20 protein-coding genes are annotated in these 24,971 nt (G+C 39.5%); 12 read left to right on the top strand and 8 right to left on the bottom strand.

Annotation, left to right across the window (positions count from 1 at the left end; genetic code table 11):
• Positions 1 to 3: 3 nt before the first annotated feature.
• The 4 genes from ABD769_RS20195 to ABD769_RS20180 all read right to left on the bottom strand — a co-directional run bounded on the left by ABD769_RS20195 (position 4) and on the right by ABD769_RS20180 (position 4,648).
• Positions 4 to 612, bottom strand: a complete 609-nt coding sequence (locus ABD769_RS20195) for a DUF2306 domain-containing protein (RefSeq protein ID WP_344853169.1) — start codon at positions 610 to 612, stop codon at positions 4 to 6.
• Between the two features lie 44 nt (positions 613 to 656).
• On the bottom strand, positions 657 to 1,322 hold the full coding sequence (locus tag ABD769_RS20190) for an HAD family hydrolase (RefSeq protein WP_344853168.1): 666 nt from the start codon (positions 1,320 to 1,322) through the stop codon (positions 657 to 659).
• A gap of 17 nt (positions 1,323 to 1,339) precedes the next feature.
• On the bottom strand, positions 1,340 to 2,500 hold the full coding sequence (locus ABD769_RS20185; RefSeq protein WP_344853167.1) for an esterase-like activity of phytase family protein: 1,161 nt from the start codon (positions 2,498 to 2,500) through the stop codon (positions 1,340 to 1,342).
• A gap of 1,314 nt (positions 2,501 to 3,814) precedes the next feature.
• A complete protein-coding gene (locus ABD769_RS20180; RefSeq protein WP_344853166.1) occupies positions 3,815 to 4,648 on the bottom strand; it encodes a DUF6515 family protein in 834 nt (277 codons plus the stop codon).
• Between the two features lie 347 nt (positions 4,649 to 4,995).
• On the opposite strand from ABD769_RS20180, the gene ABD769_RS20175 reads away from it, so the two are divergent.
• The 4 genes from ABD769_RS20175 to ABD769_RS20160 all read left to right on the top strand — a co-directional run bounded on the left by ABD769_RS20175 (position 4,996) and on the right by ABD769_RS20160 (position 11,460).
• The gene (locus ABD769_RS20175) at positions 4,996 to 6,867 is read left to right on the top strand and encodes a CocE/NonD family hydrolase (RefSeq protein WP_344853165.1); all 1,872 of its coding nucleotides are present in this window, start codon (positions 4,996 to 4,998) and stop codon (positions 6,865 to 6,867) included.
• 119 nt (positions 6,868 to 6,986) lie between these two features.
• Positions 6,987 to 8,852 carry a CocE/NonD family hydrolase gene (locus ABD769_RS20170; RefSeq protein WP_344853164.1) on the top strand — a complete coding sequence of 622 codons (1,866 nt, stop codon included), beginning with the start codon at positions 6,987 to 6,989 and terminating at the stop codon, positions 8,850 to 8,852.
• Positions 8,853 to 8,921: 69 nt separating this feature from the next.
• Positions 8,922 to 10,574 carry a M1 family metallopeptidase gene (locus ABD769_RS20165; protein WP_344853163.1) on the top strand — a complete coding sequence of 551 codons (1,653 nt, stop codon included), beginning with the start codon at positions 8,922 to 8,924 and terminating at the stop codon, positions 10,572 to 10,574.
• Between the two features lie 154 nt (positions 10,575 to 10,728).
• Positions 10,729 to 11,460 (top strand): head GIN domain-containing protein, encoded by a 732-nt coding sequence (locus tag ABD769_RS20160; protein WP_344853162.1) that lies wholly within the window; start codon positions 10,729 to 10,731, stop codon positions 11,458 to 11,460.
• 625 nt (positions 11,461 to 12,085) lie between these two features.
• Here ABD769_RS20160 and ABD769_RS20155 read toward each other — a convergent pair.
• Together ABD769_RS20155 and ABD769_RS20150 are read right to left on the bottom strand one after the other, a co-directional pair.
• Complete coding sequence (locus ABD769_RS20155; RefSeq protein WP_344853161.1) at positions 12,086 to 12,610, bottom strand: hypothetical protein; 525 nt, start codon at positions 12,608 to 12,610, stop codon at positions 12,086 to 12,088.
• 12 nt (positions 12,611 to 12,622) lie between these two features.
• Entirely contained in the window at positions 12,623 to 14,041 is a 1,419-nt protein-coding gene (locus ABD769_RS20150; RefSeq protein ID WP_344853160.1) for a hypothetical protein, read from the bottom strand.
• 305 nt (positions 14,042 to 14,346) lie between these two features.
• On the opposite strand from ABD769_RS20150, the gene ABD769_RS20145 reads away from it, so the two are divergent.
• From ABD769_RS20145 to ABD769_RS20130, 4 genes are all read left to right on the top strand, one after another.
• Positions 14,347 to 15,219: a DUF4261 domain-containing protein gene (locus tag ABD769_RS20145; RefSeq protein ID WP_344853159.1), complete on the top strand. Its 873-nt coding sequence runs from the start codon at positions 14,347 to 14,349 to the stop codon at positions 15,217 to 15,219.
• 26 nt (positions 15,220 to 15,245) lie between these two features.
• A complete protein-coding gene (locus ABD769_RS20140; RefSeq protein ID WP_344853157.1) occupies positions 15,246 to 16,010 on the top strand; it encodes a hypothetical protein in 765 nt (254 codons plus the stop codon).
• A 10-nt stretch (positions 16,011 to 16,020) separates the two neighbouring features.
• Positions 16,021 to 16,470, top strand: coding sequence for a DUF1572 family protein (locus ABD769_RS20135; RefSeq protein WP_344853155.1), 450 nt, complete (start codon positions 16,021 to 16,023; stop codon positions 16,468 to 16,470).
• A gap of 1,218 nt (positions 16,471 to 17,688) precedes the next feature.
• Entirely contained in the window at positions 17,689 to 18,069 is a 381-nt protein-coding gene (locus ABD769_RS20130) for a helix-turn-helix domain-containing protein (RefSeq protein ID WP_344853154.1), read from the top strand.
• Positions 18,070 to 18,086: 17 nt separating this feature from the next.
• Here the strand turns inward: ABD769_RS20130 and ABD769_RS20125 are convergent, their stop codons facing one another.
• Both ABD769_RS20125 and ABD769_RS20120 read right to left on the bottom strand, forming a co-directional pair.
• Complete coding sequence (locus ABD769_RS20125) at positions 18,087 to 18,977, bottom strand: hypothetical protein (protein WP_344853153.1); 891 nt, start codon at positions 18,975 to 18,977, stop codon at positions 18,087 to 18,089.
• Positions 18,978 to 19,062: 85 nt separating this feature from the next.
• Entirely contained in the window at positions 19,063 to 19,770 is a 708-nt protein-coding gene (locus tag ABD769_RS20120) for a DUF2490 domain-containing protein (protein ID WP_344853152.1), read from the bottom strand.
• 411 nt (positions 19,771 to 20,181) lie between these two features.
• Here ABD769_RS20120 and fabV point away from each other — a divergent pair, with 411 nt between their 5' ends.
• The 4 genes from fabV (at position 20,182) to ABD769_RS20100 (ending at position 24,959) form a co-directional block, all read left to right on the top strand.
• Positions 20,182 to 21,375 (top strand): enoyl-ACP reductase FabV, encoded by a 1,194-nt coding sequence (gene fabV / locus ABD769_RS20115; RefSeq protein ID WP_344853151.1) that lies wholly within the window; start codon positions 20,182 to 20,184, stop codon positions 21,373 to 21,375.
• 117 nt (positions 21,376 to 21,492) lie between these two features.
• Complete coding sequence (locus ABD769_RS20110; protein ID WP_344853150.1) at positions 21,493 to 22,023, top strand: GNAT family N-acetyltransferase; 531 nt, start codon at positions 21,493 to 21,495, stop codon at positions 22,021 to 22,023.
• Between the two features lie 1,355 nt (positions 22,024 to 23,378).
• Positions 23,379 to 23,831, top strand: coding sequence for a cold-shock protein (locus ABD769_RS20105; protein ID WP_316824371.1), 453 nt, complete (start codon positions 23,379 to 23,381; stop codon positions 23,829 to 23,831).
• Between the two features lie 441 nt (positions 23,832 to 24,272).
• Positions 24,273 to 24,959, top strand: coding sequence for an SIMPL domain-containing protein (locus tag ABD769_RS20100; RefSeq protein WP_344853149.1), 687 nt, complete (start codon positions 24,273 to 24,275; stop codon positions 24,957 to 24,959).
• The last annotated feature ends 12 nt before the right edge of the window (positions 24,960 to 24,971 follow it).

Raw genomic sequence — 24,971 nt, 5'->3', positions numbered from 1 at the left:
AACTTATTGATCAGCAATTTTTCTTGTTATTAAATACGCAACAATCAAATTGGGTATCCAGCATAACCAGGCAACAACCAGATAGGCTTTTGAAAAATCGCCATAAATCATTATCAAAACCGGAAGCCATATCCTCAAAGTAACCGCAGCAAAGCAGGCCGCATAACTATAAATCATCATTTTTTGATGTTTTACGATTTCGCCGTTTTTAATGGATAAATAAGCTTTTAGGGTGGTGTAGAACCAAATGATGCCTAAACAAATAAATCCTGCAGAAGAAACCACTCCACCGGTGGCGAAAAAACCAATATAAATACCTGCCAATGCACTAAGCAGCACCGCAACAACATATACTTTACCCAGTTTTCGGTGTAATTCAATACGTCTGTTTCTCATTTTCGGACTGAACTGTATCCAGCCAATAAACAAGGCGATTCCCCCTAAAACAATGTGCGTATAAAAACCGATGTTCCAGAAAGTATTGGTTAAGAGTTCAACAGATTTTGAATTTAAAAGGCCAAATTTTCTGTCGATCAAAAAGTAAATTATCGGATAAAGTCCAATCAGCATCGAGAAGGTAGCCAATAAAATCCATAATCCTTTTTTCACCATAAAAATTTCTATTGCTTTCCGCTAAGCTAGTTAATTTTCCAAAACTAAATCAATCCCTTTTGCAGCATAAATTCTTTGGCATTGGCAAAACTAAGGAAAAGCTCATCAGCTATTTTTAGTTTTTGATGTGCACGTACATTGTTCTGTATCGCGTAACAGGTAATGCCTGCAGCCATGGCCGATTTAACGCCGTTTAAGGTATCTTCAAAAACAATGCATTCGTCCTTTTCCAAACCCAATCGCGCTACGCAGAGGTTATAACTTTCAGGATCAGGCTTTGATTTGCTTACATCTGTCCGCGTGATAAACAAACTGAAATACTTCGCCAAACCATTACGCTCAAAAACTGCTTCGACATCAATTTTCGGACTGGCAGTAACCACTGCAAGCGTAAGTCCTTTTTCGTAAGCAAACTGCACAAATTCTAAAGCAAAGGGCATTAACCGGATATCCGTTGTTCTAAAACCATCAAAAGTTATTTTCTCCCTCCTATCAATAAAGCTATCTAAATCTTCATCAATTTTGTACCGGTCGATAATCGTTTTTGCGTTTTTCGGTAGTGGAATGCCCGCATAATTGCTTAGCCAATCTTTAAAATCGATGCTTACATTATAGTCACACAAAAAGGTGTTCCAGCAATCGAAATGAAATTTCTCCGAATCGATTAATGTACCATCTAAATCGAAAAGCAATGCTTTTATTTTACTCATTATAAGTTAGAATTGGTTTAAGGAATAATTTCGAACAGGAAAAACTGCTGTACCTGCGATTTCCCGAAATTATTATCGACACAAAAAATTAAAGATTGATGTCCGTTTGCAAGTTCCGGACCAAAAGTTACCCCTTCAAAATTATCGATATGCCTGTTTAAAGTATCAAAATCGAAAAGTAGTTTTTTGGTTAAAGGCTTCGGCGGATTTTTCACAAAAGATGCATTATCGATTTCATTTTCTGCACCGTTCAGGTCAACAAGGTAAAGCTTTAAAAAAGTATGGTCATCATGCCCTTTTGCCCAGGCTCTTTCCATAACCAGAAGCGTATGGTTGTTAACCGCCAGTATTTCAGAAATGCCGTTGATATTCCAGTCGTTATTTACAGTAGGTTTAACCGGTAAATCGCCCAGGTTGTACGCATATTGCGCAACATTCTTTTTTGTGGCCACATCGAATTTCAAGATCCGCGTTAAAGCCTTATCATATCCAAAAGAAGATTGCGGGCCATCCTGATATAAAGGTTCTTCCAGGCTGGCATATAATGTTTTGTAATGATCGGCATAGGTCAGTCCTTCAAACAATGCATTTTTACGTGCACCGCTCTCCTTCTTGGTAAAGTGAAAGCCTTTTGGCAGTGGTAAAGTATCTAAAAATTTTCCGGCCGTAGAAATAAAAGTTAGGCTGGGCTGAACGATTGTAGTATCGCCATTTTTAAATAACCGCTCTCCCTCACTGCTCCAGATCATCTGTTTAGTAAGCGGATTATAACGTACCGATTCGCCATCTGGTTTTACACTTTTATCCGTACCATATTTGGGATATTGCTTTCCATTTTCCTGTAGGAGATAGGTAACACCGGTAATCCGGATGGTATCAATTTTATTTGCTTTGAGATCAATCTGTGCGGTATAAATCCTCGCCGGACTAAACTGCGAGGGATCATCACTGATGAGGTAATATTGATTTTGCGCTGCATCATAATCAATGCCCGATAAACCGCCCACCACTGTATTTTGAAAATTTAAGTTTAGCGGCAAAACGTATTCGTGAAGAAATTTAACCGATGAGATACTGGTTTCTACCTGCTTAACCGCCACATTTTTGGTTACCGAACAGGAGGAGAATACAACAGCAAAAAGAGCATAAACAAAAAAGAACTGGCGTATGGGTTTCAAATCGACATGTTTAGGATGTAAAAATATGGATTTTGCGGCAACAATTAATAGTTTTTGCCACGGAGGCTCAAATGGGCACGGAGTAATCTCATCTTGGATAAGGTATTGACTACCAAAAAATATCTCCGTGCCAATCCATACATCTGTGGCTAAAAAAAAGTCGGATGGCAATATCCAATTTCACTTATAGTTTTTGCCACGGAGGCTCAGATGAGCACGGAGTAATTCTATCCTGGATAAGGTATTGAATACCAAAAAATATCTCCCTGTCAATCCATACATCCGTGGCTAAAAAAAAGTCGGATGGCAATATCCAATTTCACTTATAGTTTTTGCCACGGAGGCTCAGATGAGCACGGAGTAATCTCATCCTGGATAAGGTATTGACTACCAAAAAATATCTCCGTGCCAATCCGTGCATCTGTGGCTAAAAAAGTCGGATGGTAATATCCAATTACACTTATAGTTTTTGCCACGGAGGCTCAGATGACCACGGAATAATCTCATCCTGGATAAGGTATCGACTATCAAAAAATATCTCCGTGTCAATCCGTGCATCTGTGGCTAAAAAAAAGTAGGATGGCAATATCCAATTACACTTTATAGTTTTTGCCACGGAGGCTCAGATGAGCACAGAGTAATCTCATCCTGGATAAGGTATTGACTACCAAAAAATATCTCCGTGCCAATCAGTGCATCTGTGGCTAAAAAAAAAGTAGGATGGCAATATCCAATTTCACTTATAGTTTTTGCCACGGAGGCTCAGATGAGCACGGAGTATCTCATCCTGGATAAGGTATCGACTATCAAAAAATATCTCCGTGTCAATCCGTGCATCTGTGGCTAAAAAAACAGTGGGATTGCAACATTCGACTACACATTTATAGTTTCGCCACGGAGGCTCAGATGAGCACGGAATAATTCTATCCTGGATAAGGTATTGACTACCAAAAATATCTCCGTGTCAATCCATACATCTGTGACTAAAAAAAAAGTAGGATGGCAATATCCAATTTCACTTATAGTTTTCGCCACGGAGGCTCAGATGAGCACGGAATAATTCTATCCTGGATAAGGTATCGACTATCAAAAAATATCTCCGTGCCAATCCGTGCATCTGTGGCTAAAAAAAAAGTAGGATGGCAATATCCAATTTCACTTATAGTTTTTGCCACGGAGGCTCAGATGAGCACGGAGTAATCTCATCCTGGATAAGGTATTGACTACCAAAAAATATCTCCGTGCCAATCCGTGCATCTGTGGCTAAAAAAAAGTCGGATGGTAACATCCGACTTCACGCTAAACCCACTATTTCTAGAACAACTTACCAATTACGCGGTAAGTAACATTCGTCCCATCCACTATTTCTTCATAATACACATCATCAGGCGAAACAAAGTATTTCTCATTTTTAATCGTCACCTCTCTGCAACCTTCAGGCAATTGGTTAATGATATCACCGATATTGTGCGTATCCACCGGACCATCTGTCGTATTTAAAACCCCATCTTTTCCGGCTACCACATACACTGTTTTACCATCCGCATTTTCTTTTTGTGTATAGTAAACACCTTTATATTCGTAATAATCTACCCCGTTAATGGTTACCTGATTTGCATCCGATGGTAAATTCGGAACCTCAGCACCAACTGGCGGCGTTACCACTTCATATTGATCATTGTTTTGCTGATAGAACAAACCACCGGAATAATAAAACTGGTTCGGACCATAATAAAAAGGATAATAACCGTAAGGCAATACACCGATCCTGAAACCTAAAAACGGTCTGTAAAAATTGTAGTAACTATAGTATGGTCTGTAATATGGCCTCCCGAAACCAGGTCTGTAACCATAACCCGGTCTGCCATAACCCGGACGATAGCCCGGCCTGTTGTAACCATAACTTGGTCTGCCTGAACGGATGCCCGGAGAATAACTGCCCCTGCCGGGTGCACGCATAGATGGCTGACGGGAAATGGAACCCCCGCCCCTTGATGAGCCAATAGAACCTGATCTGCCTCCGCCGAAAGAACCTCCGCCACCACCACCTCTGCTTGCCCGCTGCGCAGAAACACTTTCGATACTTAAGGTTGCAATCATCGCTGCTGCAGCGAAAACAACCAATCCTTTATTTAATAACCTATTCATTTTTTTGTGTTTAATTCGATTATCAATATGACGGTTAAAATTCTTAAAAGATTATCCCTTAACAACATTTAACTAAATTTTGATAAAGCAATGACGAATAGAAGGTTATTCACCACAAGTCAGGAAGACACAATTTCTTTTTCACCCCCAAACCTCCAACCCCGGTCCCCCGACTTTCGGACTATTCCATCTTACCTCTTCCAACCTTACCCCCTAGGCCTCCAACCCCGGTCCCCCGACTTTCGGACTATTCCATCTTCCATCATTAACAAACCTTTTACCGGCTATTTTTTCTAATCAATCACTAATCACCTATATTTAAATTTTATTCCCAAAAACTAAAACAAATGAATCTTCAAAGAATTTTTGGCCTGTTGTTTTGCCTGTTTATTTCCAGCGAATTATTTGCCCGGCAAACTGATTCGGCCTATGTGAGAGAGAACTATACCAAAATAGAACGCCAGATCCCCATGCGTGATGGAGTTAAGTTATTCACTTCCATTTACATACCCAAAAATCAAACCGAAAAATATCCTTTTTTAATTAACCGTACCCCCTATACCGTTGCCCCTTACGGCGAAGATAAATATAAGCTGAGCCTGGGCAATTTCCCGGCCATGATGCGCGAAGGATTTATTTTTGTTTACCAGGATGTGCGCGGCCGATGGATGAGTGAGGGCACTTTCGCCGATATCCGCCCGCAAGTACTGGGCAAAAAAGGTAAAACAGCCATTGATGAGAGTACAGATACTTACGACACCATTGATTGGTTAATAAAAAATGTAAAAGGCAATAACGGTAACGCCGGCATTTATGGCATTTCGTACCCGGGTTTTTACTCTACTACTTCCTTGCCAAATGCGCACCCGGCTTTAAAAGCCGTTTCGCCACAGGCGCCCGTTACCGATTGGTTTTTAGGAGATGATTTTCACCATCGCGGCACTTTATTTTTAATGGATGCCTTTAGTTTTATGGGCAGTTTCGGCGTTCCGCGACCTCAACCCATTACACCTGATAAAGGGCCAAAAGGCTTTCAGTTTCCGATTCAGGACAATTACCGTTTCTACCTGGAAGCCGGATCAGTTAAAAACCTTAAAGACCGTTATTTTGCAGACAGCATTAAATTCTGGAACGATTTATTTAAACATCCAAATTTAGATACCTTCTGGAAATCGCGTTTAATTACCCCACATTTAACCAATGTAAAACCTGCCGTTATGGTAGTGGGCGGTTTCTTCGATGCTGAAGATGCTTATGGCACTTTTGCCACCTACAAAGCCATTGAAAAACAAAATCCAGGTGCAAACAATATCCTGGTAGCCGGCCCCTGGTTCCATGGTGGCTGGGTACGCAGTGATGGTTCTTTTCTTGGCGACATCAACTTCGGCAAAACCACCAGTATCGATTACCAGCAACAATACGAGCTACCTTTTTTTAAACATTATTTAAAAGGTGAAGGCGATTTTAATGCTGCAGAAGCAAACATTTTCGTAACGGGAAGTAACGAATGGAAAAAATTTAAAACCTGGCCACCACAAGATGTAGAAACCAAAAACCTGTACTTACAACCTAATGGAAAACTGGCTTTCGAAAAGGTGGGCAGAACCGATAGCTGGGACGAATATGTAAGCGATCCTAATAATCCGGTTCCTTACCAGGATGGTATTCAGGCTAAACGAACCCGCGAATATATGATCGACGATCAGCGTTTTGCTGCCCGCCGGCCAGATGTTAAAACCTACCAGACCGATGCTTTAACAGAAGACATTACCCTAACCGGACCGGTACTGGCCAACCTGGTAGTTTCTACCACCGGAACTGATGCCGATTACGTGGTAAAACTGATTGATGTTTACCCTGAAGATGCCCCTAACCCGGTACCAAACCCAAAAAACCTGATCATGGGCGGTTACGAGATGCTGGTACGTGGAGAGATTATGCGTGGCAAATACCGCAACAGTTTCGAAAAGCCCGAAGCTTTTGTTCCGGGAACAATTACCAAAGTAAATTATCCTTTGCCAGATGTAGCCCATACCTTTAAAAAGGGACATAAAATTATGATCCAGATCCAGAACTCCTGGTTTCCTTTGGCCGATCGCAATCCACAGAAATTTATGGACATTTATCAGGCCGAGCCACAGGATTTCCAGAAAGCAACACACAAGATTTATCATGATGTACACAACAGTTCTTTTATTACTGTTTCGGTATTAAAATAAACCCGTCCGCCCCGGTTCGTGTCCCCACGAACCGGATGAGCAAAACTTTACTTTTGAGTTGTCCATCCTGAGCCTGTCGAAGGACCGACAACAACAACTTAGCTTATTATTCTTAAAAAATGAAATACCTTAAACTCATCATCATCCTGCTTTCAGCCTCCACGGCCTTTGCGCAAAGCGATGCAGGATACCCAAAGTTAAACTACACCAAAAAAGAAGTGTATATCCCCATGCGTGATGGCACCAAACTTTTTACCGCCATTTATACGCCCAAAGATGCCTCAAAGGATAAAAAATACCCGATGATTATGCAGCGCACCTGCTATAGCGTTGCCCCTTACGGCGAAGATAAATTTCCGGCACGTTTAGGCCCTTCAGAATTAATGATGAAAGAAGGATATATCGTGGTAATGCAGGACGTACGCGGTCGCTGGAAAAGTGAAGGTACCTGGACAAACATGACACCTGTAATCGACAATAAAAAAACAAAGAAAGATGTAGATGAAGGTTCAGACACTTACGATACCATCGATTGGCTGGTTAAAAATGTAGCCAATAACAATGGCAAAGTAGGCCAGTGGGGAATCTCTTATCCGGGTTTTTATACCGCAGCCGGCATCTTAAGCAATCACCCTGCATTAAAAGCTTCTTCGCCGCAGGCTCCGATTTCCGATTTCTTTTTTGACGATTTCCACCACAATGGCTCCTTCTTACAAAGCTATTTCTTTACCTTCCCGGTATTTGGTGTTCAGAAAACCGATACTACTTCAAAAGCCTGGTACAACAACCAGATGATTTTGCCAAAAACAAAAGATGGCTATCAGTTTGCTTTAGATCTTGGCCCTTTAACCAATGCCGATAAATATTATAAAGACAACTTTTTCTGGCAGGAAACCGTAAATCACCCAAACTACGATGAGTTTTGGCAAAAACGCGGATTGTTAAAACACTACAATACCGTTAAACCTGCCGTAATGCTGGTGGGTGGCTGGTACGATGCCGAAGATTTATCAGGTCCGCTAAACATTTACAAAACCATCGAAAAGAAAAACCCCAATGCCTATAATACCATTGTTATGGGACCATTCGGACATGGAAGATGGAGCCGCGAAACCGGCCATACCATGCACAGCAATGTTTATTTCGGCGATAGCATTGCCACTTTTTATCAAAATGAAATTGAAGCCAAATTCTTTAACCATTTCTTAAAAGGCAACGGAGATAAAAACTCTGGCCTGCCAGAAGCCTACATGTTCGATACCGGTAAAAAACAATGGGAAACCTTTACAAAATGGCCAACTGAAAAAGCCGGCAAACAAAGATTATATTTGGGTGCCGATGGCAAACTGAGCATGACTGCCCCATCAGCAGCTGGCTCAGTAAATTATATCAGCGATCCTTTAAAGCCAGTTCCATATACCGAAGATTTAACCACTAGCTTAGGTTTTACCCCGCACAATTACATGAGTGAAGATCAGCGTTTTGCGGGCAGAAGACCAGATGTGCTTGTTTACCAAACCGATGTATTGGATAACGACATTACCTTAGGCGGCGAAATCATGTCGCACCTTAAAATTGCCACTACCGGTACCGATGCCGATTTCATTGTAAAACTGATCGATGTGTATCCTGCCGATGAACCGAACAATCCTTACATGCCAAACAAGAATATTACCTTAAGCAATTACTGGCAAATGGTACGTTCGGAGGTAATGCCGGCCCGTTTCCGCAATAGTTTTGAAAAACCTGAAGCTTTAGTGGCCAATCAAAAAACCGATGTTAATTTTCAGTTGCAGGATGTATTGCATACCTTTAAAAAAGGACACAGGATTATGATCCAGGTGCAGAGTACTGCTTTTCCATTGTTTGCGCGTAACCCTCAGAAATTTGTAGAAAACCCCTATAAAGCAACAGAAGCCGATTATATTAAAGCCACACAAACCGTTTTTAACGACAGCTTTATTGAGGTTGATGTGATCAAATAAGCTAAATCGTCATTGCAAAGCCCCGGTTCGTGTCTCCACGAACCGGAAACTTATCCAATCAATAAATAAATGAAAAAACTATTTATTCTTTTCGCCCTTGCTTTCAGCATTCCTGCCACAAAGGCACAAATGCTGGGCAAAAACCAGGTAAACTCCAGGGCCGATAGCCTCCGTGGAACACTTACCCCTTTGCGTACCTGTTACGACATTAATTATTACCATTTAGATGTGAAAATTGATATTGATCAGAAATCCATCACCGGCAGCAACGAATTTGCCTTTACCGCCGCACAGGATTTTACTAAACTTCAGTTCGATCTCTTCGACAACCTTAAAATAGAAAAGGTAGTGTACAGGGGCACAGATTTACCTTTTACAAGAGAGTATAACGCTGTTTTTGTCACCTTCCCCAAAGCCATTAAAAAAGGAAGCAAAGATAAATTCACTGTTTTTTATTCAGGTAACCCAACTGTGGCCAAAACCCCGCCATGGGATGGTGGTTTCATTTTCAAAAAAGATGCCGCAGGCAATCCCTTTGTTTCTGTAGCCTGCCAGGGGTTGGGAGCCAGTGTATGGTGGCCAAATAAAGATCACCAGAGCGATGAAGTAGACAGCATGTTAATCAGCATCAGCATACCGAATACTTTGCAGGAAATATCAAACGGAAGGTTAAGAAATACCGTCGATAAACACGATGGTTACAAACAATACAACTGGTTTGTAGGTAACCCCATCAACAATTATGATGTAACTTTTTATATCGGTAAATATGCACACTGGCAGGATAGCTTTGCCGGCGAAAACGGAAACCTGAGTATCGATTACTGGGCATTACAAACCGACAGTGCAAAAGCCCGCCCGCACTGGGATGCAGATGTTAAACCCATGTTAAAATGTTTCGAATATTGGTTCGGTCCTTACCCATGGTATAAAGATGGCTACAAACTGGTACAGGCGCCGCATTTAGGAATGGAGCATCAAAGTGCCGTTGCCTATGGCAATCAGTTTAAACAGGGTTATTTAGGCAGAGATTTAAGCGGTACCGGCCATGGATTAAAATGGGATTTCATTACCATCCATGAGAGCGGACACGAATGGTTTGGCAATAACATCACTTCAAAAGATATTGGCGACATGTGGGTGCACGAAGGTTTTACCAATTATTCTGAAGTGTTGTTTACCGAATGTACCGAGAACAAGGCAGCTGCCGATGAATATGTTATCGGATTACAGAGAATCATTCGCAACGATATTCCTGTAATTGGTCCTTATGGCGTTAACAAAGAAGGTTCAGGCGATATGTACCCCAAAGGTGCAAACCTGATCAGCATCATCCGTCAGCTCATTAATAACGACGAAAAATTCAGGCAGATCCTCCGTGGATTAAACAAAACTTTTTATCACCAGACCTTAACCACTGCCCAGATCGAAAATTACATCGCCAAACAAAGTGGTTTAAAATTAGATAAGATTTTCGATCAGTATTTACGGTACACCAAAATACCGGTTCTCGAATATAAAATCGAAAATGGCAGTTTATCTTACCGCTGGGTAACCGATGTTAAAGGTTTCGATATGCCTGTGCGCGTAACCCTAAAAACCGGTGCTTATACTTTAATTAAACCAACAAACAATTGGAAAGCCATTAAAGTTGATGCCAGCATAAACGCCGGTAACTTTAAACACGATCCGCTGTTTTATATTAATGTTAAGAAAGGGTAATACCCGCCAAACTTCGGAAGTTTCCCCGGCCCTGTAACCCGGTAACTTCCGAAGTCGCCCAGGAACGATAATTTTCAACTTGTGCAACTTTTCCCAAAAACAACCGTCTTATAAGAAAAGCTCATTATTTATCTAAAAAATAAAATCTATAACCATGAAAAAAGTATTTGCAATATTATTGGCATCATTAACACTAACCGCTGGCATTAACGCAATTGCAAAAGACGGCACAGGCATCAATGTATCAGGCAAAAGGAACGACGACCGCAACGTTAAAAATTTTAACGGCGTAGCTTCAGCAGGCCCCATCAATGTAATTGTAACTTTAGGCAATACCGAAAGCTGCCGCTTAGAAGGCGATGCAGAAGCAATTGCTTCGATTGTTACCGAGGTAAAAGGCAATATTTTAATTATCCGCCCACAAACCAGTATCAGAAGCTGGTCTAACAAATACGAAGGCAAAAAAATTACGGCTTATGTAACCGCAAAAGAGCTGGCCAGCTTAACCATAAGCGGCTCCGGCAACCTCACCGTTAACGGAAAAATCAGCACAGGCAGTTTAACCACAACGGTAAGTGGCTCGGGCAATATCAAAGCTTCTGCCGATGTAGATGACTATAGTGGTGTAATCAGTGGTTCTGGTTCCATAAGCATCAATGGCGGTGCAGATCATGCAAAAGTGGTCATCAGCAGTTCAGGTACATTTGCCGGTAAATCTTTTTCAACAAAAACACTAACCAGCACCATCAGCGGTTCGGGCACTGTAAATATTGCCGTAAGCGAAAGCATCAGGGCGGTAATCAGCGGATCAGGAAATGTAAATTACTCCGGCAACCCTACTATCGATAAAACCGTTATCGGTTCAGGCGGTGTAAGAAAAGTATAAAATCAGATTCCTCATATAAAAACGCCCGAAGCAATTCAGGGCGTTTTTTTTTGCGTTTACATTTTCCCTCATAATGAATAACCTTATAGGCCCTTATATGTCTTACATGGTTAATATATTAAGAAAAATCGTAATTGCGAGGCACGAAGCAATCCTACTACTATGGGTGCACATTTAAGCTATGCTCCGCAACAAAAACCCATTGTAATGTAATAACCTTATATGATCTTTATACTTGATTTTTACCTAAAAATCTTTCACCGGGCACAGCCGGTTAATGATGGATTATGTAGGTTTGTTCATTTGGTGAAACAGAGGGAGCTCTGCAGAGGTGCAACTTCAAAGGGATGATCGGTGCTTTTAATGAATGTAAAAAAACCAATGAGCCTTAGCCTTGGGATTCTTTTAATTTTATTATGATTAAGTTGATATATATTTTTTAATTGCTTTTACCACGAAATATGTGATAAATGCTAAAATAATACAATAATACCTATAATTATTTTAAATGCTAATATTTGCCATATGAAATGGTTGATTTCAATATTTTTCATAACTCAAAAAAAATGGGCAAGAAAAGCAATTCCATGATATGCAGTATTGCTTTTCTATATGGGTTTTTTAATTATTCTATATCTGATCTAATAATTTTAAATAATGGAAAAATCGTTATATTTTTTTGTAGGATATCAGGATACAATAATGATGATATCATATTTATAGTGGTATTGCTATCTAATATAATATTTTTAGCATTCGGATTTTGGCCATATTCAGGGCTGTTTAAAATTATAATTGGAATCAATAAAATATTTTTTTTAAAATTTTTATCAACAAAAGATTCATAGGCTATATTTCTAAGCTGTTTATAATTTGGAAATACTTTATACCCTATGCTATCTGATGATAGTATATCTGCAACCTTTATTGTATTTCCATTCTTTTCTAAATTAATCTTGATATTAAATGTATATATATCTTTTTTCCCCTTCAGTATGTCAATATTCGTCTGAGATCCTAAAAGCTTTACAATTTTATTTACCAGATAAGTATTATTATCATGGGATGTATAAGATTGAGCCGAGCTATCTTTTGATAATATAAAAATTAGAAGAAACATTGTAGCTAGTGCTATTGTTTTATTTTTCATATATAACTATAATTATGGACATTTTGTACCTGTATAACCTGGTTTGGTTGTATCTCTTTCCTGGTCATTAATTAATCTGTCACTTGGTGAAAGTTCAACAATTCCTCCGTGTGCAAGAGCACTGGCACGGTCTGAATTGTAATTTGTATTAAAAGTTTTTATTGCTTCAGAGAGTCCGTTCAAATAGTTATTTGCAGCAAGTTCATAATGCCCATTAATCTCCTTGAAAAGTGTTCTACCTCCATTGAATTCTAAGCTTCCAAAAGTTGCGGCAAAAACATCTGCAGATAAGGTTGCTTTTGCATAAGCAACATATGCATGTAATGCTTCGTGATACATCGTTACTAAAATGTATTCCTGACTAGATTTGCTCAATACATCAGGATTTAAACTTATTGTATAAGTTGCTCCAGAATTTGGAGCACTCCCAGAAAACTGATCATATCTTCCATCAATTGCAGTATTTTTAAGAGTATTATCCACACGGAATTTCAGATCAATAGGATCTATACCAAAAGTTTTTTTTATGAGCTTTGCTATATTAGTATTCAAATCAGGCAACTTGGCTAAAAGTGCCTGTGCACAGGGATATCCCCGTAAACTGTCTATTATATCTTTGTTTTTTCTTGCTGCATCAACAGGCAAAGGTTTTCTACCTACACCAAAGCCTCCATCTCCTGAAAATCCCCCTCCATCTCCATTATCTGGCTGAAGTGTTTTATCACACTGATAATACCCCCCGCCAATCTGCTGAGAATAGCAGGAGAAGGTGCTCTCTCCTGGCCCTGGACATATTGTTTGATAAACCGGTTGAGATCCGCAGATACCTTCCGTTGTAGGTTTATCCTTATCATATTGAACTTCAGAATAATGTGTATCTATTTTACCATTTGTATAATGCCAACCAGTATTGTAGCTACTGTTCAAATTATAATACTGGATCACTCCGGAGAAATTACCTGTTTTTTGGTAATGGACATCGGATAGGATCTGATTTTTATCTTCGCTTAAAATGTTCATATAAGCAGACCTGATTGAGCCAGCAACCTTATCCTTGATGATGACCAACTTAAATATACTTAATTTATTGTAAAGTTCAGCGTCTTTAAGATCTATTAACTTACCTGTAGTAAAGATATTCCTAGTATTTTCCAGATTAACCTCATAAATATATTCTTTGTTGGTTTCACTCATTTTGGCTTGATCCCAAAGCGGGTTGAAGCCTTTAAGCATGCCTTCATCAGTTAAAGCTGCCGTTTGATCCGCAAACCACGATTTTAATTCTAAGACATTAAAATTTATATCCTGATCACCCTGTTTATTATTATTTTTCTTACAGGATGTGACAAGTAAAATTAATGCTGCCAGGATAAGTGATATTCTTTTGGCGTCATGTAATTTTTTGTTTTTTTCATAGTTGATTGTTTTCATACATAAATAGATTTTATAAATCAAATTTATTTATAGTCTATTTTATTTAAAAATAAAATAGACTATAAATTTACACCTAATAGATTGGCTATATATATTATTTTATCAATAATTTAAAAAGACCCCTTTTCTTAATTTCTTACATGGTTAATACATTAAAAAATGATTATCTCGTGGTTCCTGTCTCCACCAGCCACAATTCTTTGAAAACAGCATCCGGTTATTTAAAGAAATTCAATTTAATATCCCTTCATTTGTATATTGAAACCGGCTTAACACAACATTGACCAGTAAGCATACCAATCATGAGTTTATTCAACCTATTTAAAAAGAAAAACACTGCAGAAGAAAATGCCCCGTTAACAGAAAATGATCCATTGGAGAATTTTCCTGAGCTCCTTAGCGCCAAGCTTTTATTCCTTAAAAAACCAATTCTCGATAGCAATCTGCTTTTAACTGAAGTAGAAAAACATTTTGCGAAAGTCGACCATTCCTTCACAAAAAGTACCCTGATTTTTTCTTTCCCCGATCATACCATTCAGCTGGCCGACGGAGCCGTTCCGGCACAATGCACCATCATGATACCCGATCAGGAAGAAGCCGAAATCGACCTTCCAGATGCTGCCTTTCAACAAAACTGGCATTGGCCCGAAGCCAATCAGACGGCTAAAAACTGCACCTATGAAATATTGGTAACAGATTTCATGTCGAGGACATTACCCTATAAGGAAAGGCTTAATTTATTTATGGATTTCCTGGTGGCGGTGATCAGGGTAACTCAACCAAATGCAGTTTATTCCTCACCCGCACAGAAAATTTTAAACCCTGCCAATATCACCAGCATTTGGGATACTGATAAAATGCAAACCCTAAATGCCATCTGTAATGTACGGCTTTACAATGTGAGCAACGATGCAGATCACAAAGAATTATTAATGGATACCTTAGGTCTTCACACCATCGGATTGCCGGATTTTCAAATCAGGTTCTCTGTGGCAAACGAAAATGAAATCGCAAATTTATTATGGACATATGCTTACTATGTTTATGAATACGGCGATGTGATCTTAGATGGAAATTCACTCGAAGGAGTAAATGCAGGTTCAAAATGGAAATGTGAGAAACAACTCTCTCTTGTTGCCCCCGGGAGAGTTGTAGTAAATGTTATTCCGGATTAATTATCTTCGCTTATCTACCTGCCCTCATGAAAAAAATAGTATTAGTTTCTTTATTGATCTGCACCGTAAGCTTTGTTTATGCGCAGGAGCAAACGCTCGATAAAAAATACCGCCCCGTGGTAACCAGTTTCATTAATGCGGTTAAAAGCGGAAATATTGAAAAGCTGGGCAGCAAAATCAGCTACCCTTTAAACAGGGCCTACCCCATCCCGCCCATTAAAAACAAGCAGGAATTTGTTAAGCGTTACAAAGAGGTTTTTGATGATAATTTAACCAAAAAGATCATTAACTCTAAAGTAAATACCGATTGGGATGCCGTTGGCTGGCGTGGCATTATGTTGCTAAATGGCGAATTGTGGCTTGATACCAATGGCAAACTCCTTGCCGTTAACCACCAATCGAGGTTAGAAGCCAAAGAGCAGGCCAGGTTAATTAATGTTGAAAAAAGCAGTCTGCACCCATCCATCAGCAATTTTATTCAGCCTGTACTTGTTTTCGAAACGGCACAATACCGGGTGAGGATTGATGACCTTGGCAATAACAATTACCGCTACGCTTCATGGCCTATAAAAAGTAAAATGAGCGACAAACCCAAACTGGTTTTAAGTAATGGGAAATGGGCACCCGATGGCAGCGGCGGTAACCACAATTACCAGTTTAAAAGCGGCGATTATTTATATACCTGTTTCATTAACGTAATGGGCGAAGAAAGTACGCCACCAGCTTTATTGGTGATTAGTAAAGCAGGAAAAGAAATTTTATCCCAGCCCGCAAAGAAACTGACCCCTTAAATATGCGCTTATGCTTACCGAAACCTTAAAAAAACTTTTTAACAGGGACCTTACCAGACTAAAATCGGAAATTGAAGCCTACCGGAACGAAGCTAATTTATGGCGGATAGATCGCGGTATTGCAAATTCGGCCGGAAACCTTTGCCTGCACCTCATCGGTAACCTGAATACCTACATCGGCGCTACTTTGGGCGGCACCAGTTACATTCGCAACCGCGAACTCGAATTTTCCTTAAAAGATCTCCCGCAGCAGGAGTTGCTTAAAATGATCGACGAAACAAAAACCATCGTTAACCAAACTTTGGAAGGACTAAGTAACGAGCAAATAAGCGGCGAATACCCTTTACTCGTTTTCGATGAAAAAACTTCCACCGAATTTTTCCTTGTGCACCTCACCACACATTTAACTTATCATCTGGGGCAGATTAATTACCACAGAAGGCTGTTAGATCAGGAATAAGTGTAAGCGTGAGGCGTTTAGCATAAAGCGAGCCGTTTTAGATTTTATCACAAAGAGTTACGTTACCGTAGTTACGTCATCCCGACCGGAGCGTCGCGAAGTGGAGAGATCCATCCAGTTACCTCACCCCCAACCCAATCGTGAATTCTTAAACTCCAGAGTTCATTTATTATAGTTACGTCATCTCGACCGGAGCGTCGCGAAGTGGAGAGATCTATCCAGTTACCTCACCCCCAACCCAATCTCGAATCTTAACCAAAGAGTTTAGTCACCATAGTTACGTCATCTCGACCGGAGCGTCGCGAAGTGGAGAGATCTATCCAGTTACCTCCCCCCAAACCCAATCGTGAATTATTAAACTCCAGAGTTCATTTATTATAGTTACGTCATCTCGACCGGAGCATCGCGAAGTGGAGAGATCTACATAGTTACATCACCCCAAACCCAATCGCGAATTATTAAACTCCAGAGTTCATTTATTATAGTTACGTCATCTCGACCGGAGCGTCGCGAAGTGGAGAGATCTATCCAGTTACATCACCCCCAAACCCAATCGCGAATTCTTAAACTCCAGAGTTCATTTATTATAGTTACGTCATCTCGACCGGAGCATCGCGAAGTGGAGAGATCTACATAGTTACATCACCCCAAACCCAATCGCGAATTCTTAAACTCCAGAGTTCAGCCCTTATCGTTACGTCATCTCGACCGGAGCATCGCGAAGTGGAGAGATCTACATAGTTACATCACCCCAAACCCAATTTGACAATCAGAACTCATTAAGGATTCATCCAGTCCACACATTCCATGGCGATCTATTCCATTACAATAACCTACATTTTAATTTTTCACAAAAAACATTTAACTTTTTACAAAATCAATCGAATTTATTAAAACATACATCGAAGTTTTTACAACTTACATTATACTTTTTAAAACAGTATTTACACTATTATAAAGAGACATTTAAAATCTTTCAACTGCATTTACATTTCTTTCAACTTCAATCATAAAATTTTCATAACTAATTCAAAATCGTTCAAATATATTTGCAAATCTTTGTACCGCATTTACATTTTTTTTAAAGCATCATTTAATTTTTTTAACCTATATTTAAAACATTCAGTGATGCATTGCCGTACAGGCAACCGCATTACCTATTGTTAAATCATCCCCGATAAACTGAATACTTTTTTTATCACTTAACAGATTTACAATATGTTGATTCTAAATTTAATCCCCATCTTCGTTGCAAGGGGTATCGAGAGGCCTTCAACCTATCTCATTAAAGCTGGTTTCAGTGCACATTCTGCACACTATCTCTTACATGGCAAAACCCGGTCTGTCCGGCTAGACCATATCGAGAAACTATGTAAACTTTTAATCTGCGAGCCAAGCGATCTTTTTGTATGGTATCCCGAAAAAAATGAAAATATCCCCGATACCCACCCCATTACCAGACTGAAAAAACCAGAGATAAACGAAAGCATCACAAACCTGATAGCCGATTTACCATTTAAACAGCTTGCAGCAGTAGCAGCAGCAATTAAAGAAAAGAAAGAAGACGGGCTTGCACCCCAAACAAAAAAGGAGGCTTAAGCCTCCTTCAATATCTTTTAAAACTGAACCCCGATTAACCACATATTTTCGATGTAATTAATTTTTTGGCTTGCCTTATCGTATTCATCCCAGCCTGTAGTATGCACATTGGTTAAATTAGTTGCTCCAAACTTAGTGGTATTCTGTAAATAAACATTTTTCCAAACGTAAAACTTAAGCCCGATTTTAGCCGAAACCCCATAACCCGAGATATTCCAGTGGTTGTTTCTGCCCAGGCCAAATAAACGCACATCAGAACGGGGAACCATCAACCCTCCGCCTAAACCGGTTTCTAAAGTTAGCGAAGTATTGCCGCCAGGTGCCACCCAGATATCATCATAACGCTCCACCTCAATATTGGCGTAGTTAAAACCATCGGTATGTTCGTAAGTAAGCATGCTTTCCTTAACGTTTATACTTTGACCATTGTAATCACCAGCCAATGCGCCCGTAGCCACATTTTCAGGGGTAATATTTGGTCCGATATGACCGGTAATGGCCACCGTTTGAGGAATATCCATTACATATTTCATGTGGTCCCAGCCGATAGAAATACTGTAATTATCTTTGATAAAATAACCCACGCGAATATTATATTGTGGTACCGTAATTAATCCCGGGTTTAAATAATCCCAGCTTAATTTTGATTGCCTGTCGTGTGCAACCACATCTTTTAAAGTAAAATCATAATTCGGCCCCTGAAACCTGATATCACTCTTACCGTACCAGGAACTGTTATAGCCCCAGTGAAAAAAGAAATCGCCCTTACGCGAAAAATTCCTCTTATGCTCAGGATTAAATAAGCTTTTCGAAGTGGGTGTATGATCTGTTGTTGAGCTTAGAGCCTCCTGTGCCTGCATCCGCTTGCCAAACAAGAGTGCTAAAAATAGAATGGTAAATTTTTTCACGCGGCAAATTGAGCAAAAAGACCAGTCATTTACAACACCTTTAACATTTGGTAAGCTTTATGATACAAAAAATGACTTTAAATCATTAAAACCTCGTATAAACTGCCAGCTGAATAATGTTGTTGATGGTGTTATGGGTTAAACCATGACTAGCCTGATTCATATAGCCGGCCTCCAGATCAAACTTTTTCGAAAAGCGGTATCCCACAGCAAGATAGGCCCTGTTCTGATCGAACACACTATTATTGATTTCGCTCTTATTTTGAAGATTTAAAAATACCTCATTTTGCAAAGCCACAAAAGGCCCCTTTGTAAATGTAGGCTGCGTTTTTTGTAAAGGCTTGATTAACCTGAAGAAATAACGGAACCGCTGCGAAAACACATCTTCACCTGTTCTGCCGATAAAGCGCTGCTCTACCCTAAACCTGTGACTGGCAAATACCGAACTGATTTTATGGTTGTAAATATACTGCTCAAAAATGCGGTGCTCGTGTAGTGTCAAATCTGCCGCTCCGGCAACCTCCGTGGTTGTAGTTTGCCACAAATACCCCAGGGCAACATTACTTTTATCATTAATGAAATATTGTACCGCAGGCCTCACCAGAGTATTGCGCACATAACCCCAGTCATCCGCAGAACGAACCTGAAAATCGAACTGTAATCCCCACTTATCATTAAATTTAGTATTGTTTAAAAACATAAACCAACCCGAATGATGATATTGGGTTTGCGCATACAGCTTTCCTGATGCCATGATGAGAACCATCGCGGCAGATAATAATATTTTTTTCATAAAAAGATAAACCGGTTTTATCTGTGTGCCGCTAAATTAAGAGATTTATATTAAAATAAAGGAACAGTCTTTTAATTAGTCCCGAAGTTGGAGGACAGATGTCCGAAGTTTTCAGCCCTGATTCCAATTTATTAACCTCTTTGCGCCTTTGTGGTTAATTAAACCGAAATGTAATCGCCTGATAAAAAACGTTCAGTAACACTCACCTCTGTGTGTGCGCTGTGCCTTTTCTCTATTAACGCTATGGTAAAAACAGGCGATACCGTCTCCTCCTTTGCAGTTAAAAACAAATTTCATTTAACGTTAAACAATTAAAAATATATCTTCGTTAAAGATTTGGGCATTAGGGCATTTTCAATAACCTAAAAATTGCGCTTATTTTAACATTACAAAACGTAAAAAAGAACAAAAATGATTATCGAACCTAGAATGAGGGGCTTTATCTGTTTAACCGCACACCCTGATGGTTGCGCACAAAACGTAAAGAATCAAATTGAATATGTAAAATCAAAAGGAGCTATTGATGGTCCTAAAAAAGTATTGGTAATTGGCGCTTCAACCGGTTTCGGTTTAGCTTCACGCATTGCTGCTGCTTATGGATCAGGCGCTTCTACCATTGGCGTATTTTTCGAAAAAGCTCCTTCTGAAGGAAAAACGGCTTCACCAGGCTGGTACAACAGTGCCGCTTTTGAAAAAGAAGCACATGCTGCCGGTTTATATGCAAAAAGCATTAACGGCGATGCCTTCTCAAAAGAAATCAAAGAAAAAACCATCGAACTGATCAAAGCCGATCTTGGTCAGGTTGATCTCGTAATCTATAGTTTAGCTTCTCCGGTAAGGAAACATCCTGATACCGAAGTATTGCACCGTTCTACTTTAAAACCAATTGGTGGTACCTATACCAACAAAACTGTCGATTTCCATACCGGTAATGTGTCTGAAATTTCTATCGAACCAGCTACCGAAGAAGATATTACCAATACCGTTGCCGTAATGGGCGGCGAAGACTGGGCCATGTGGATTGATGCCCTTAAGGCAGAAAACTTGCTGGCCGAAGGTGCCACTACCGTAGCATATTCTTACATCGGCCCTGCATTAACCGAACCGGTGTACCGCAAAGGAACCATTGGCAGAGCAAAAGACGATTTAGAAGCTACCGCTTTCAAAATCAGCGATAAATTAAAAGATATTGATGGCAAAGCCTATGTATCAGTTAACAAAGCATTGGTTACACAGGCAAGCTCAGCTATTCCTGTAATTCCATTGTATATTTCATTATTGTACAAAGTAATGAAAGCCGAAGGCGTACACGAAGGTACCATTGAGCAGATCCAGCGTTTATATGCCGATCGTTTATATACCGGCAGTCCGGTTCCTGTCGACGAAAAAGGAAGAATCAGGATCGACGATTGGGAAATGCGTGAAGATATCCAGGCTAAAGTTGCAGAACTCTGGAAAGAAGCCACTACCGAAACTTTACCAGCAATTGGTGATTTACCAGGTTACAGATCTGATTTCTTAAGCCTTTTCGGCTTTGAAATTGATAAAGTAGATTATCAGAAAGATGCACAGGAAGTAGTGGAAATTGAAGGTTTGGTAAACTAATAACATCATAACCACGAGATATCTTCATTTCGACTGTAGCGCAGCGGAATGGAGAAATCTATAAGTTAATTACAAACGGCTGGCCTTATAGCCGGCCGTTTTTATTCCCCCGATAATATGAATTTCGATTTACAACCTACACTAGAAAACGATCTGATTAAAGTAGTTCCATTAAAAGAGTCTGACTTTGAAGCACTTTTTGCTGTAGCTTCCGATCCGCTGATCTGGGAACAGCACCCCAACAAAGACCGCTACAAAAGAGAAGTGTTCGAAAATTTCTTTAAGGGTGCAATCGAATCGAGGGGCGCTTTTATCGTTTACGAGAAAGAAACCAATAAAATAGTGGGCAGCTCCAGGTACTACGAACCCGATGAGGCAGACAATTCTGTTGCAGTTGGCTATACCTTTATTGCACGCGAATTTTGGGGCAAAGGACACAACAGGGCTTTAAAAACCTTAATGCTTGATTATGCTTTTCAGTTTGTAGATAAAGTAATCCTGCACATCGGCGCAACCAATTTCCGTTCGCAAAAAGCATCAGAAAAGCTCGGCGCAATTAAAATCTCCGAAATCGAAGTAGCTTACTACGGCGAACCCATAAAATGGAACTTCGTTTACCAGATTGATAAAGCAAACTGGGTAGCTTAATCTCTGGTATCGCCATTTCGAGCGGAGTGCAATGCAGCCGGGAAGTCTAACAGTTTAACCACAGATTTACACCGATAAACACAGATGCAATTACCTTATCTGTGTTCATCCTTTCATCTTGGTTAATACAGCAGAGAAAACTGCCACAGAAACGCAGAAACACGGAGAATCTTAGCGCAATTATAAGCCGCAAAATTCGTCATTGCGAGAAGGCTTTTTCAGCCGACGAAGCAATCTTTCCAGCAAGGATCATCAACAGGAAAGATTGCTTCGGCCGTTCCTCCTCAGCAATGACGACCCTATTCATAGGTCTGTAAATATATCATAGCCGAAAGAAGTGAATCATCCCGGAGTGCTGTCATTTCGAGCGGAGTGCAGCGCAGCCGGGAAATCTAACAGTTTAACCACAGATTTACACCAATAAACACAGATGCAATTACCTTATCTGTGTTCATCCTTTTCATCTTGGTTAATACAGCAGAGAAAAACTGCCACGGAAACGCAGAAACACGGAGAATCTTAGCGCAATTATAAGCCGCAAAATTCGTCATTGCGAGAAGGCTTTTTCAGCCGACGAAGCAATCTTTCCAGCAAGGATCATCAACAGGAAAGATTGCTTCGGCCGTTCCTCCTCAGCAATGACGACCCTGTTCATAGGTCTGTAAATATATCATAGCCGAAAGAAGTGAATCATCCCGGAGTGCTGTCATTTCGAGCGGAGTGCAACGCAGCCGGGAAATATAACAGTTTAACCACAGATTTACACCGATAAACACAGATGCAATTACCTTATCTGTGTTCATTCTTTTCATCTGTGGTTAATATAACCGGCTCTTCCCCCAAAGTTTATCTTTCAATCTGTGTTAACCATATCGTTAAATCCCATTCGTTATGTCATCCTGAGCGGAGTCGAAGGATCTAAACAGTGCCAATAATACTAAATGAATTAATTCCGGGTGTTTTGGCCACCAATAAACACAGATGCAATTACCTTATCTGTGTTCATCCTTTTCATCTGTGGTTAATATAACCGGCTCTTCCCCCAAAGTTTATCTTTCAATCTGTGTTAACCATATCGTTAAATCCCACTCGTTATGTCATCCTGAGCGGAGTCGAAGGATCTGCACAGTACCAATAATACTAAATGAATTAATTCCGGATGTTTTGGCCACCAATAAACACAGATGCAATTACCTTATCTGTGTTCATCCTTTTCATCTGTGGTTAATATTCCCTTATCCAAACCTAAATCACAAGAGCATAACCGAATAAAATCGTATTTATCCTTTAGTATTGTTATCTTTGTTTAATTCTCCATTCCACTCACCTTTCAAAACAAAACAATTAAATAAAATATGGCTAAATCTCAGGCAACATACAGTAAAAAAGAGAACGAAAAAAAACGATTAAAAAAGAAAAACGACAAACAAGAGAAAAAAGAAGAGCGTCAGGCAAATGCTAAAAAAGGCTTATCTCTTGAAGACATGATGGCTTACGTTGATGAAAACGGAAACATCTCCTCTACCCCACCAGATCCGAAAAAGAAAGTGGTAATCAATACAGAAGATATTCAGATCGGTATTTCAAGACAAGAAGACATCATTGATGAAAATCCTGTTAAAAAAGGAACAGTTACTTTCTTTAACGACAGCAAAGGTTACGGCTTTATTAAAAACACCGAAACCCAGGATAGTATTTTCGTTCATGCAAACGGTTTAATCACCCAGATTAAAGAGGGCGATAAAGTTACCTTCGAAGTAGAAATGGGCCAAAAAGGACCAACTGCTGTTAAAGTTTCAAAGGTTTAATTACCTTAATCCAATTCTTTTTGCAATTCCGGATTGCAAAACATGATTAAAATTCTGCAGAAAACTCTGCTGCGCTTGGTTTTATAACCATATATAATTCCGTCTATTAAGCATAAAACCTTGCGCATAATTTTATTCATCATACTTATTTTCTGAAAACCCGGTTTAGAAAATAAATAATCTCCACACATTCCTGTTATATGCAGTAGCCCGAATAATTTAAAATGGGCAACCTATATTTCGTGGCTGTCTTTCTTATTTTTTCTTTACACATTAATGCTTATTTTATCTTGCTGTAAGTAAATGACATAGGATTACGATGTAACAAAATTGTAGCTTTTATCAGGTCGCAACCGTTTATAAAAATAAAAAAGATGTAATCCCGGTGTGGAATTTGCATAAGGTTTACATCATTACAGTACACACAAAGAAAAATACATTATGAAAAAGTTAATAGCATTTGCACTGGTTGCATTTTTAGGAGTATCAACAGCGATGGCCCAACAAGTAGATTTACGTAGAAAAATTAATGTTAGCGGAACTGCAGAAACTGAAGTTACTCCCGATATTATCTACATCGGCATTTCACTTAAAGAGTATTTAAACGGAAAGAAAAAAACAGACATTACCGAACTGGAAAAACAACTGTTTGCCGCAGTACAAAAAGCAGGTATCCCAAAGGAAAACTTAACCATCAGCAATTTGAGCAGCTGGAATTACGAAACAGAGAAAAAGAAAAACCCTGATTTTTTAGCAAGCAAACAATACCGTTTAAAAGTAAGCGACCTGAATAAGTTCAATGCAATATTAGAAGCTATCGATGCCAAAGGAATTGCCAATACAAATATCGAAAGCTACGATTATTCTAAAATTGAGAGCTTAAAAAAAGACCTTAAAATTAAAGCCTTATTAGCTGCAAAAGATAAAGCAACTTATATGGTAGAAGCTTTAGGTAATAAATTAGGTGGTGTAATTGAAATCCAGGATGGTGGAGACAATGTGATACAACCGGTTTACAGAAATTTCGCAATGAAAGCTGAAATGGCTGATGCTGCTGGCGCTCCGGAAATTGATTTCAAAAAAATTAAACTGAATTTCACAGTAAATGCCATTTTCGAGATCAAATAATCATTTTAACAC

Origin of the sequence: Pedobacter jeongneungensis (assembly GCF_039538295.1) — a bacterium.
Lineage (GTDB): Bacteria > Bacteroidota > Bacteroidia > Sphingobacteriales > Sphingobacteriaceae > Pedobacter > Pedobacter jeongneungensis.
The sequence above is the reverse complement of the archived record's forward strand: the minus strand, read 5'-3'. Positions and strand labels throughout refer to the sequence as shown.

Excerpts from the sequence above, each read along its gene's own strand:
- ABD769_RS20195 (WP_344853169.1), bottom strand. The coding sequence starts at position 612 with ATGGTGAAAAAAGGATTATGGATTTTATTGGCTACCTTCTCGATGCTG.
- ABD769_RS20190 (WP_344853168.1), bottom strand. The coding sequence starts at position 1,322 with ATGAGTAAAATAAAAGCATTGCTTTTCGATTTAGATGGTACATTAATC.
- ABD769_RS20180 (WP_344853166.1), bottom strand. The coding sequence starts at position 4,648 with ATGAATAGGTTATTAAATAAAGGATTGGTTGTTTTCGCTGCAGCAGCG.
- ABD769_RS20175 (WP_344853165.1), top strand. The coding sequence starts at position 4,996 with ATGAATCTTCAAAGAATTTTTGGCCTGTTGTTTTGCCTGTTTATTTCC.
- ABD769_RS20170 (WP_344853164.1), top strand. The coding sequence starts at position 6,987 with ATGAAATACCTTAAACTCATCATCATCCTGCTTTCAGCCTCCACGGCC.
- ABD769_RS20165 (WP_344853163.1), top strand. The coding sequence starts at position 8,922 with ATGAAAAAACTATTTATTCTTTTCGCCCTTGCTTTCAGCATTCCTGCC.
- ABD769_RS20160 (WP_344853162.1), top strand. The coding sequence starts at position 10,729 with ATGAAAAAAGTATTTGCAATATTATTGGCATCATTAACACTAACCGCT.
- ABD769_RS20155 (WP_344853161.1), bottom strand. The coding sequence starts at position 12,610 with ATGAAAAATAAAACAATAGCACTAGCTACAATGTTTCTTCTAATTTTT.
- ABD769_RS20150 (WP_344853160.1), bottom strand. The coding sequence starts at position 14,041 with ATGAAAACAATCAACTATGAAAAAAACAAAAAATTACATGACGCCAAA.
- ABD769_RS20145 (WP_344853159.1), top strand. The coding sequence starts at position 14,347 with ATGAGTTTATTCAACCTATTTAAAAAGAAAAACACTGCAGAAGAAAAT.
- ABD769_RS20140 (WP_344853157.1), top strand. The coding sequence starts at position 15,246 with ATGAAAAAAATAGTATTAGTTTCTTTATTGATCTGCACCGTAAGCTTT.
- ABD769_RS20135 (WP_344853155.1), top strand. The coding sequence starts at position 16,021 with ATGCTTACCGAAACCTTAAAAAAACTTTTTAACAGGGACCTTACCAGA.
- ABD769_RS20130 (WP_344853154.1), top strand. The coding sequence starts at position 17,689 with ATGTTGATTCTAAATTTAATCCCCATCTTCGTTGCAAGGGGTATCGAG.
- ABD769_RS20120 (WP_344853152.1), bottom strand. The coding sequence starts at position 19,770 with ATGAAAAAAATATTATTATCTGCCGCGATGGTTCTCATCATGGCATCA.
- fabV (WP_344853151.1), top strand. The coding sequence starts at position 20,182 with ATGATTATCGAACCTAGAATGAGGGGCTTTATCTGTTTAACCGCACAC.
- ABD769_RS20110 (WP_344853150.1), top strand. The coding sequence starts at position 21,493 with ATGAATTTCGATTTACAACCTACACTAGAAAACGATCTGATTAAAGTA.
- ABD769_RS20105 (WP_316824371.1), top strand. The coding sequence starts at position 23,379 with ATGGCTAAATCTCAGGCAACATACAGTAAAAAAGAGAACGAAAAAAAA.
- ABD769_RS20100 (WP_344853149.1), top strand. The coding sequence starts at position 24,273 with ATGAAAAAGTTAATAGCATTTGCACTGGTTGCATTTTTAGGAGTATCA.